This is a genomic window from Streptomyces sp. NPDC058955, assembly GCF_042741435.1.
GTDB lineage: Bacteria > Actinomycetota > Actinomycetes > Streptomycetales > Streptomycetaceae > Streptomyces.
Window position 1 is genome coordinate 2,011 of sequence record NZ_JBHYKM010000178.1, and the last position, 9,906, is coordinate 11,916.

The window sequence follows — 9,906 nt, forward strand, 5'->3', positions numbered from 1 at the left end:
CACACCCCCCTCTCCCCCCCTCCACAACCCCCCCCCCCCGCCTCGCGCCGGGGGGCGCGGGTGAGCTGAGTCCCCCCGGGAGGGGCTCAGAAGCCTCGGGTCCGCTTCGCCGCGCTGCGCGCCGAGCCGGCGCCCGGGGCCCGCATGAAGAGCCGGGCCAGCTCGCCTCCCAGGTTCACCCCGATCGCGATCGCCAGCGCGAGGGCCGCCGCCTTCGCCAGCGAGGTGAACCCCTGGTCCAGGTTGTTCTGGGCGATCGCGAGCACCCCGAAGTACGTCGCGGAACCGGGCAGCAGCGGCCCGATCGCCGCCGTCACGTACGGCAGCGACGACGTGTGGTGGTAGCGGGCCATCAGCTGCCCGAAGAGACCCACGAGCCCCGACGCCGCCGCCGTCGCCATCACCGCCGAACCCTCCGCGGTGATCGCGATCGACGCGTACACCACCCACGCCACCCCGCCGTTGAGCGTCGCGAAGAGCACCGTCGCCCGCGACTGCTGCAGCAGGATGGCGAAGGTCGCGCACAGCACCATCGACGACAGGATCTGCGTCACCGGCCGCTCGACCGGGCTCAGCGCCCCCTCCGGGTTGAGCTGGGCGTCGAACTGCACCGCGATGTACAGCACCGACAGCACGCCCACCACGATCGCCACGAAGAAGTAGGCGACCTCCAGGAGCCGCGCCGAGGCCGTGATGTAGAAACCGGTCAGACCGTCCTGCACCGCCGCCACCAGCGCCCGCCCCGGGATCAGCGCGAACAGGCCACCCGTGATCACCGCCGAGGGCCGCAGGTCCGCGTGGAGCAGCGTGAGCAGCACCCCCATCGCGGCCGGCGGCATCGCCGCCACCAGGAACTGGTAGAACTCCGGCAGCCCGCGCCCCGCGCACAGCCACGCCAGCCGGTCGCCGAGCACCGCGCCCAGCGCCGCGACGAAGAAGACCCACGGCCCGCCGCCGAGCAGCGTCGAGGCCGCGCCCGCGAGCACGCCCGCCGCCGCCGTCAGCACCCAGCCCGGGTACGGGTGCCGGTTGCGCCGGATCTCCGCGAGCCGCCGGTACGCCTCCTCCGGCGACACCTCGTGCGCCGGCGCGTTGATGTCCGCGAGCAGCTGGTAGACCGCCGCCAGACGGGTGTAGTCGGTGCCCCGGCGCCGTACCGTCCGGTTCGCCGTCACCGGATCGTCCACCAGCGACGGCTGGTGGGTGATCGACAGCAGGGTGAACGTCACCGTCGGCTCGCAGCGGTCCAGACCGTACGAGCGGCAGATCGCGAACATCGCCGCCTCGACGTCCTCCGCGCCCTCCCCGCCCGCCAGCAGCAGCTCCCCGATGCGCAGGCTCAGGTCGAGCACGCGCGGCACCGAAGGACCCGTCTCGCCCTTCGTGTCGGCCACCTCCGGCACCACCGGCCGGTCGCCCACCGGCAGCCGCAGCATCGTCCGCATCCGGTCCTGCCAGGGCGCGTTGTGCGGCAGCCGCGCCAGCGGCACCCCGTACGCGGGGGTGAAGGCGGGCGGGGAGTCCTTGACGGAGTACGTCGAGGGCGCCGCGAACGCCGAGCCCTCGGGCTCCGCCGCCGCCGGCTCGGGCGCCAGCCCCTCCGGCACCACGAACGCCGAACCCTCTGGCTCCGGAGGCGGCTCCGGCACCAGACCCTCCGGCAGCGCGAACTCCGAGGTCGCCTCGTCCGACAGGGGCTTCCGGTCCTCCGGAGCCTCCTCGGGGCCCTCCGGCTCCGCCACCACTCTCTCCGCCTCACACCCAGGGAATCGTGGATTCCAGTATGAGTCTCCGACGGACGTGCGAAAGGCGGATACGCGAAAGGCGGTACGCCCCGACGCACGGAAGGCGGCACACCCCGAAGGGTGCACCGCCTTCCGCGAAGACCGGGGGGCGTCAGTGAGCGCCCTGCTCCTTGGCGCGCGCGATCGACTTCTCGATCTCGGCCTCGGCCTCGGCGCGGCCGACCCAGTCGGCGCCCTCGACCGACTTGCCCGGCTCCAGGTCCTTGTAGACCTCGAAGAAGTGCTGGATCTCCAGGCGGTCGAACTCCGGCACGTGGTGGATGTCGCGCAGGTGCTCCATGCGCGGGTCCGTCGCCGGCACGCACAGCAGCTTGTCGTCGCCGCCGGCCTCGTCCGTCATGCGGAACATGCCGATGGCGCGGCACTTGATGAGGCAGCCCGGGAAGGTGGGCTCGTCGAGGATGACCAGCGCGTCCAGCGGGTCGCCGTCCTCGCCGAGCGTGTTCTCCACGTAGCCGTAGTCGGTCGGGTACGCCGTCGACGTGAAGAGGCGACGGTCCAGACGGATGCGACCGGTCTCGTGGTCGACCTCGTACTTGTTACGCGATCCCTTGGGGATCTCGATGAGAACGTCGAACTCCACGGTGGGGCTCCTCCTGAATCAACACAAGTGAATGCTCGCGACGACGCGCGGTGATTAAGTGTCTCTCACGTACGTACGTGATCGCGAAAGGGGCTGGTCAGCAATGCCGGAGCCGAGGGTGTGGCAGCTCACGGCGGGCTCCGCCGTGCTCGGTCTGGCTCTCGCCGCCGCGGCGGCGACCGCGGCAGGCCCCTGGGACGGAGGCCAGCGTACGGCCGAGCGGGCCCGCGCCGCCGCCCCCGCGGCGGGTGGCGAGCGTCACCCCGGGCGTCCCCCCGCCCCGGCCGCCGCCCCCGCCGCCCCGAAGCCCGCCGAGCCGGCCCCCGCGCCCAGCGCCCCCGGCGTCCTCACCGCCCTGTCGGGACCGGCCGCCCCCGCCGGCCGCCCCGCCGACCTCGCCCGCGTCCTCGTCCCCCTGCTGGCCGATCCCGGCCTCGGCACCGCGCGCACCGCCTCCGTCGTCGACACGGCCACCGGGCAGCAGCTGTACGGGGAGGGCGCCGGCACCCCGATGACACCGGCCTCCACCGTCAAGATCGCCACCGCCGCCGCGGCCCTCTCCGCCCTCGGCACCGACCACCGCATCGCCACCACGGTCACCGCCGCCCCCGACGGCAAGGCCGTCACCCTCACCGGCGGCGGCGACCCCACCCTCGACCGGGCCCGGCTGAAGGCCCTCGCCGGCGACACCGCCCGCGCCCTGCGGAAACGCGGCCACACCTCCGTACGCCTCGCCTACGACACGAGCCTGTACAAGGGGGACGTCCTGCACCCCATCGGGCCCAACGAGAACCTCGCCCCCGTCACCGCCCTGATGACCGACGAGGGGCGGCTCGACGACAGCGACAGCGGACCCGCCCTCCGCTCCGGCGACCCCGCCCTGGACACCGCCACCGCCTTCGCCGGCCACCTCGCCGCCGCCGGCGTGAAGGTCACCGGCGACCCCGCGCCCGGCCGCACCCCGAAGGGCGCCCCGCTCGCCCGCACGTACTCCGCCCCGCTCGCCGACCTCGTCGAACGCACCCTCACCAACAGCGACAACGACCTCGCCGAGGCCCTCGCCCGGCAGACCGCGCTCGCCCGCGAGCAGCCCGCGTCCTTCCAGGGCGCCGAGAAGGCCGTCCGCGACCAGCTCGGCACCCTCGGCCTGCCGCTCGCCGGCGCCCGCTTCGCCGACGGCAGCGGCCTCGACCGCCGCGACCGCGTCTCCGCCGCCCTCCTCACCGGCCTCCTCACCCGCGCGGCCGACCCCGACCGCCCCGAGCTGCGCCCCCTCCTCACCGGCCTCCCCGTCGGCGGCTTCACCGGCACCCTCGCCGGCCGCTTCGGCCAGGCCCCCGCCGGCGCCGGACTCGTCCGCGCCAAGACCGGCACCCTCACCGGCGTCAACACCCTCGCCGGCACCGTCGTCACCGCCGACGGGCGCCTCCTCGCCTTCGCCTTCCTCGCCGGCCGGACCCCCTCCCCGGACCTCGCCCAGCCCGCCCTCGACCGTCTCTCCGCCGCCCTCACCGGCCGCCGGTGACCCCCGCCACCGGCCGGAACCGCCCCCGCGCGACCCGCCGGACAGGGCCCGATCCGGCCCCGAACCCGTACCGTTGACGCATGACGAGCATCGGTGGTGCAGGCACGTCCGGAATGGTCGACTGGAACCTCGCGGTGGCGACCGCGACCAGGCTGGTCCGCCCCGGCCCCGAAGTCGGCCGCGACGAGGCCCGCGCCGTCGTCGCCGAGCTCCGCCGGCACGCCAAGGCCGCCGAGGAACACGTCCGGGCCTACACCCGGATGCTCCCCGAGGGCGGCGCGGCCCACGACACGCCCGTCCTCGTCGTCGACCGGGCCGGCTGGATCAAGGCCAACGTCGCCGGCTTCCGCGAACTGCTCACCCCGCTCCTCGGCAAGATGCAGGAGCGCCGCTCCACCGCTCCCGGCGGCAACGTCCTCGGCGCCGTCGGCGGCAAGGTCACCGGCGTCGAGCTCGGCATGCTGCTCTCCTTCCTGGCCTCCCGCATCCTCGGCCAGTACGAGACCTTCGCCCCGGTCACCCGCGACCTCCCCGGCGCCCCCGAAGGCGGCGGACGACTCCTCCTCGTCGCCCCCAACATCGTCCACGTCGAACGCGAACTGGCCGTCTCCCCGCACGACTTCCGCCTCTGGGTCTGCCTCCACGAGGAGACCCACCGCACCCAGTTCACCGCCGTCCCCTGGCTGCGCGACCACCTCCAGGGCGAGATCCAGTCATTCCTCGCCGCCACCGAGGTCGACCCCGGCACCTTCGTCGAACGCCTCCGCGAAGCCGCCCAGACCCTCGCCGGCGGCCGCCCCGAGGCCGAGGAGGGCGACCCCGCCCCCTCCCTCGTCGAGCTCGTCCAGACCCCCGAACAGCGCGAGATCCTCGGCCGCCTCACCGCCGTCATGTCCCTCCTCGAAGGCCACGCCGACTACGTCATGGACGGCGTCGGCCCCCAGGTCGTCCCCTCCGTCGCCGAGATCCGCGAGAAGTTCCAGCAGCGCCGCGCCCGCGGCGCCTCCCGCCTCGACCTCGCGCTGCGCAAGCTCCTCGGCCTCGACGCCAAGCTCCGCCAGTACCGCGACGGCGAGCGCTTCGTCCGCGCCGTCGTCGACCAGGTCGGCATGGACGGCTTCAATCGCGTCTGGACCTCCCCCAACACGCTCCCCACCAAGAGCGAGATCGCCGCCCCCGCCGACTGGATCGCCCGCGTCCACCGCCGGGCCGACTCCTGAGGCGAGGCCGAACCGTAGGGCAGACTCCTGGGGCAGGAGCGTCGGACGGCACGACGACACCGGCGAACGCCCCACCAATCACCCATCCGAGGGACCCTGGGCGTGGGGTGAGGCGTGCAATGCTCGGGCAAGGGCCACGTTTCTGTCACCATCGACGCACTCTGAGTGACCGAACACCCCATTCCGACCGTTAAGACTCCGACCGAGGCACCCCACCCCATTCACGAAGGGCACCGAACCATGGGTCCCCATCCTGCGGTCGCGGCGATACGCCTGGCGGTCCGCCGCGTACTCCACGACGTCCTCACCGAGCACCCCACCGACCCCGCCGCCCCCCGCGACACGCACCCCCTCGTGCTCGTCGCCTGCTCCGGCGGAGCCGACTCCATGGCGCTCGCCTCCGCCCTCGCCTTCGAGGCGCGCAAGCTCCCCGTCCGCGCCGGAGGCATCACCGTCGACCACGGCCTCCAGGACGGCTCCACCGGCCGCGCCGACGAGGTCGCCGGCCGCATGACCGCCCTCGGCCTCGCCCCCGTCGAAGCCGTCTCCGTCACCGTCGGCCGGGAAGGAGGCCCCGAGGCCGCCGCCCGCGACGCCCGCTACGCCGCCCTCGACGCCGCCGCCGAACGCCACGGCGCCGCCGCGATCCTCCTCGGGCACACCCGGGACGACCAGGCCGAGACCGTCCTCCTCGGCCTCGCCCGCGGCTCCGGCATCCGCTCCCTCTCCGGCATGGCCGCCGTCTCGGGAACGCAGGGCCGCTACCGCCGCCCCTTCCTCCAGCTCGACCGCCAGACCGTCCGCAAGGCGTGCATCGCCCAGGAACTCGCCGTCTGGGACGACCCGCACAACAGCGACCCCGCCTACACCCGCTCCCGGCTCCGCCACGAAGGCCTCCCGGCCCTGGAGAAGGCCCTCGGCAAGGGCGTCGTCGAAGCCCTCGCCCGAACGGCCCAGCTCTCCCGCGACGACGCCGACGCCCTCGACACCTGGGCCGCGGACGCCGAGACCGCCGTACGCGACGAGGCCGGCGCCCTCGAATGCGCCAAGCTCCACGGACTGCCCCCCGCCGTACGCCGCCGCGTCCTGCGCCGCGCCGTGATCGCCGAGGGCGCCCCCGCCGGCTCCCTCTTCGCCCGCCACATCGAGGAACTCGACCGGCTCATCACCGGATGGCGTGGTCAGGGCGCCATCAACCTGCCCGGCCGCGTCGAAGCCCGCCGCCAGGGTGGCAGACTGGTCATCCGGCAAGGCTGACGCACGTTGCAACGAAAGTGACCCGGGTGAACGAGAAGGACATGGGCACCGACCTCCAGTCGGTGCTCATCACCAAGGAAGAGATCGACGCCAAGCTGGCCGAGCTGGCCGCGAAGATCGACGCGGAATACGCGGGCAAGGACCTGCTCATCGTCGGAGTCCTCAAGGGCGCCGTGATGGTGATGGCGGACCTGGCACGCGCCCTGTCCACCCCCGTCACCATGGACTGGATGGCCGTCTCCTCCTACGGCGCCGGCACCCAGTCCTCGGGCGTCGTCCGCATCCTCAAGGACCTCGACACCGACATCAAGGGCAAGCACGTCCTGATCGTCGAGGACATCATCGACTCCGGCCTGACGCTGTCCTGGCTCCTGTCGAACCTCGGCTCGCGCGAGCCGGCCTCCCTGGAGGTCTGCACCCTGCTGCGCAAGCCGGACGCCGCCAAGGTCGCCATCGACGTCAAGTGGATCGGTTTCGACATCCCGAACGAGTTCGTCGTCGGCTACGGCCTCGACTACGCCGAGAAGTACCGGAACCTCCCCTTCGTCGGCACGCTCGCCCCGCACGTCTACGGCGGCTGAGCCGCCCCCCGCGTCCGGGGAACCCGCACCGCCTTCCCTCCGTTGAACCACGGGAAGGCGGTCGCGGGCGACGATGCTGAGGTACCGTCCGAAGAACAGCTTTTCTCACACCGCTTTTCACACCGCTTTTCTCACAGAGGCATTTACCTACGGGCAGGAGGGACGGAGCGAACTCGCTCCGTATGGATGGACGTGAAGCGATACTTCCGTGGGCCGGTCATGTGGATCGTGCTGGCCGTCCTCGCCGTGGTCGTGCTGATGCAGGTCGTCGGCTCGTCCGAGGGCTACAAGACGGTGGACACCGGCGAGGTCGTCCAGGCGATCGACAAGAACCAGGTCAAGCAGGCAAAGATCACCACCGGTGACGAGCAGATCGTCAAGATCGAGCTCACCGGCGACACGAAGATCGACGGCAGCAACAAGGTCCAGGCCAGCTACATCGGCAGCCAGGGCGTCGACATCGCCGACAAGCTGCAGGAGAAGTTCGAGGCCGGGCAGATCGAGAAGGGCTACACCGTCTCGCCGACGAAGCAGTCGCCCTTCGTCTCGATCCTGCTCTCGCTCCTCCCCTTCGTCCTCATCGTGGTCGTCTTCCTCTTCCTGATGAACCAGATGCAGGGCGGCGGCTCCCGCGTCATGAACTTCGGCAAGTCCAAGGCGAAGCTCATCACCAAGGACACGCCCAAGACCACCTTCGCCGACGTCGCCGGCTCGGACGAGGCCGTCGAGGAGCTCCACGAGATCAAGGAGTTCCTCCAGGAGCCCGCGAAGTTCCAGGCCGTCGGCGCCAAGATCCCCAAGGGCGTCCTGCTCTACGGCCCGCCCGGAACCGGCAAGACGCTCCTCGCGCGCGCCGTCGCCGGCGAGGCCGGGGTGCCCTTCTACTCGATCTCCGGCTCCGACTTCGTCGAGATGTTCGTCGGTGTCGGCGCCAGCCGGGTCCGCGACCTCTTCGAGCAGGCCAAGGCGAACGCCCCGGCCATCGTCTTCGTCGACGAGATCGACGCGGTCGGCCGCCACCGCGGCGCCGGCCTCGGCGGCGGTCACGATGAGCGCGAGCAGACCCTCAACCAGCTCCTCGTCGAGATGGACGGCTTCGACGTGAAGGGCGGCGTCATCCTGATCGCCGCCACCAACCGCCCCGACATCCTCGACCCCGCCCTCCTGCGCCCGGGCCGCTTCGACCGGCAGATCGCCGTCGACCGCCCCGACATGCAGGGCCGTCTGGAGATCCTCAAGGTCCACCAGAAGGGCAAGCCGGTCGCGCCCGACGTCGACCTCGCCGCCGTCGCCCGCCGCACCCCCGGCTTCACCGGTGCCGATCTCTCCAACGTCCTCAACGAGGCGGCGCTGCTGACCGCCCGCTCGGACAAGAAGCTGATCGACAACCACATGCTGGACGAGGCGATCGACCGCGTGGTCGCGGGCCCGCAGAAGCGGACCCGGATCATGTCGGACAAGGAGAAGAAGATCACCGCGTACCACGAGGGCGGCCACGCCCTGGTCGCGGCGGCCTCTCCGAACGCCGACCCCGTCCACAAGATCACCATCCTGTCCCGCGGCCGCGCCCTGGGCTACACGATGGTCCTCCCGGACGAGGACAAGTACTCCACCACGCGCAACGAGATGCTCGACCAGCTCGCCTACATGCTGGGCGGCCGCGCGGCGGAGGAGCTCGTCTTCCACGACCCGACCACGGGTGCCGCCAACGACATCGAGAAGGCCACGGCCACCGCCCGCGCGATGGTCACCCAGTACGGCATGACCGAGCGGCTCGGCGCCATCAAGTTCGGCGGCGACAACACCGAGCCCTTCCTGGGCCGCGAGATGTCCCACCAGCGCGACTACTCGGAAGAGGTCGCCGCGCTGGTCGACGAAGAGGTCAAGAAGCTCATCGAGACCGCGCACAACGAGGCGTGGGAGATCCTGGTCGAGAACCGCGACGTCCTCGACAACCTGGTCCTGGCCCTCCTGGAGAAGGAGACCCTGGGCAAGGAGGAGATCGCCGAGATCTTCGCCCCGATCGTCAAGCGCCCGGCCCGTCCGGCCTGGACCGGCTCCGCCCGCCGCACCCCGTCCACGCGTCCGCCGGTCCTCTCCCCCAAGGAGCTGGCCCTGACGAACAGCGCGAACGGCACGGCCCCGGTGGACACCACCAAGGGCATCGACATCGCCCCCGAGGACACCCCGGAGCCCTGAGCCCCGGCCCCCCGGAATGGAAGCCCCGCCCCCACAGGTTCTAGCCTGTGGGGGCGCGGCTTTTTTCGCGCCATGTCAGACCAGACGGAACGAGGCACAGATGACCGACCCGGTGACGCTGGACGGCGAGGGCACGATCGGCGAGTTCGACGAGAAGCGCGCCGAGAACGCCGTACGGGAGCTCCTCATCGCGGTCGGCGAGGACCCGGACCGCGAGGGCCTCCGCGAGACGCCGGCGCGCGTGGCGCGGGCGTACAAGGAGATCTTCGCCGGTCTGTGGCAGGAGCCCGAGGACGTGCTGACGACCACGTTCGACCTGGGCCACGACGAGATGGTGCTGGTCAAGGACATCGAGGTGTACTCGACCTGCGAACACCACCTCGTCCCGTTCCGCGGGGTGGCCCACGTGGGGTACATCCCGTCCACCTCGGGCAAGATCACGGGCCTGTCGAAGCTGGCCCGGCTGGTCGACGTCTACGCCCGCCGGCCCCAGGTGCAGGAACGTCTCACCACGCAGGTCGCGGACTCGCTGATGGAGATCCTGGAGCCCCGCGGCGTCATCGTGGTCGTCGAGTGCGAGCACATGTGCATGTCGATGCGCGGCATCCGCAAGCCGGGCGCGAAGACCATCACCTCGGCGGTCCGGGGGCAGCTGCGCGACCCCGCGACCCGCGCCGAGGCGATGAGCCTCGTCATGGCGCGCTGACGCCCTCCGGCGGCGGTCTCAGGCCCGGGC

8 protein-coding genes are annotated in these 9,906 nt (G+C 72.1%); 6 read left to right on the top strand and 2 right to left on the bottom strand.

The window, feature by feature from the left end; translation table 11 throughout:
- Window positions 1-86: 86 nt before the first annotated feature.
- Both ACFW1I_RS36415 and ACFW1I_RS36420 read right to left on the bottom strand, forming a co-directional pair.
- On the bottom strand, window positions 87-1,745 hold the full coding sequence (locus ACFW1I_RS36415; protein WP_384678076.1) for a threonine/serine exporter ThrE family protein: 1,659 nt from the start codon (window positions 1,743-1,745) through the stop codon (window positions 87-89).
- Window positions 1,746-1,896: 151 nt separating this feature from the next.
- Window positions 1,897-2,388: an inorganic diphosphatase gene (locus tag ACFW1I_RS36420; protein WP_030495855.1), complete on the bottom strand. Its 492-nt coding sequence runs from the start codon at window positions 2,386-2,388 to the stop codon at window positions 1,897-1,899.
- Window positions 2,389-2,491: 103 nt separating this feature from the next.
- On the opposite strand from ACFW1I_RS36420, the gene dacB reads away from it, so the two are divergent.
- From dacB to folE, 6 genes are all read left to right on the top strand, one after another.
- Window positions 2,492-3,913 carry a D-alanyl-D-alanine carboxypeptidase/D-alanyl-D-alanine-endopeptidase gene (gene dacB, locus ACFW1I_RS36425; RefSeq protein ID WP_384678078.1) on the top strand — a complete coding sequence of 474 codons (1,422 nt, stop codon included), beginning with the start codon at window positions 2,492-2,494 and terminating at the stop codon, window positions 3,911-3,913.
- Between the two features lie 80 nt (window positions 3,914-3,993).
- Entirely contained in the window at window positions 3,994-5,133 is a 1,140-nt protein-coding gene (locus ACFW1I_RS36430; RefSeq protein ID WP_384678080.1) for a zinc-dependent metalloprotease, read from the top strand.
- Window positions 5,134-5,373: 240 nt separating this feature from the next.
- Window positions 5,374-6,390, top strand: a complete 1,017-nt coding sequence (gene tilS / locus ACFW1I_RS36435) for a tRNA lysidine(34) synthetase TilS (RefSeq protein ID WP_384678081.1) — start codon at window positions 5,374-5,376, stop codon at window positions 6,388-6,390.
- Window positions 6,391-6,431: 41 nt separating this feature from the next.
- A complete protein-coding gene (gene hpt, locus ACFW1I_RS36440; protein ID WP_067161225.1) occupies window positions 6,432-6,971 on the top strand; it encodes a hypoxanthine phosphoribosyltransferase in 540 nt (179 codons plus the stop codon).
- 186 nt (window positions 6,972-7,157) lie between these two features.
- Window positions 7,158-9,170 carry an ATP-dependent zinc metalloprotease FtsH gene (gene ftsH / locus ACFW1I_RS36445; protein ID WP_384678084.1) on the top strand — a complete coding sequence of 671 codons (2,013 nt, stop codon included), beginning with the start codon at window positions 7,158-7,160 and terminating at the stop codon, window positions 9,168-9,170.
- Window positions 9,171-9,270: 100 nt separating this feature from the next.
- Window positions 9,271-9,876, top strand: coding sequence for a GTP cyclohydrolase I FolE (folE, locus tag ACFW1I_RS36450; protein WP_384678086.1), 606 nt, complete (start codon window positions 9,271-9,273; stop codon window positions 9,874-9,876).
- Window positions 9,877-9,906: the final 30 nt, after the last annotated feature.

Bases quoted from the DNA above. Each gene is read 5' to 3' on its own strand.
- hpt (WP_067161225.1), top strand. From the start codon at position 6,432: ATGGGCACCGACCTCCAGTCGGTGCTCATCACCAAGGAAGAGATCGAC.
- dacB (WP_384678078.1), top strand. From the start codon at position 2,492: ATGCCGGAGCCGAGGGTGTGGCAGCTCACGGCGGGCTCCGCCGTGCTC.
- ftsH (WP_384678084.1), top strand. From the start codon at position 7,158: ATGGACGTGAAGCGATACTTCCGTGGGCCGGTCATGTGGATCGTGCTG.
- tilS (WP_384678081.1), top strand. From the start codon at position 5,374: ATGGGTCCCCATCCTGCGGTCGCGGCGATACGCCTGGCGGTCCGCCGC.
- folE (WP_384678086.1), top strand. From the start codon at position 9,271: ATGACCGACCCGGTGACGCTGGACGGCGAGGGCACGATCGGCGAGTTC.
- ACFW1I_RS36430 (WP_384678080.1), top strand. From the start codon at position 3,994: ATGACGAGCATCGGTGGTGCAGGCACGTCCGGAATGGTCGACTGGAAC.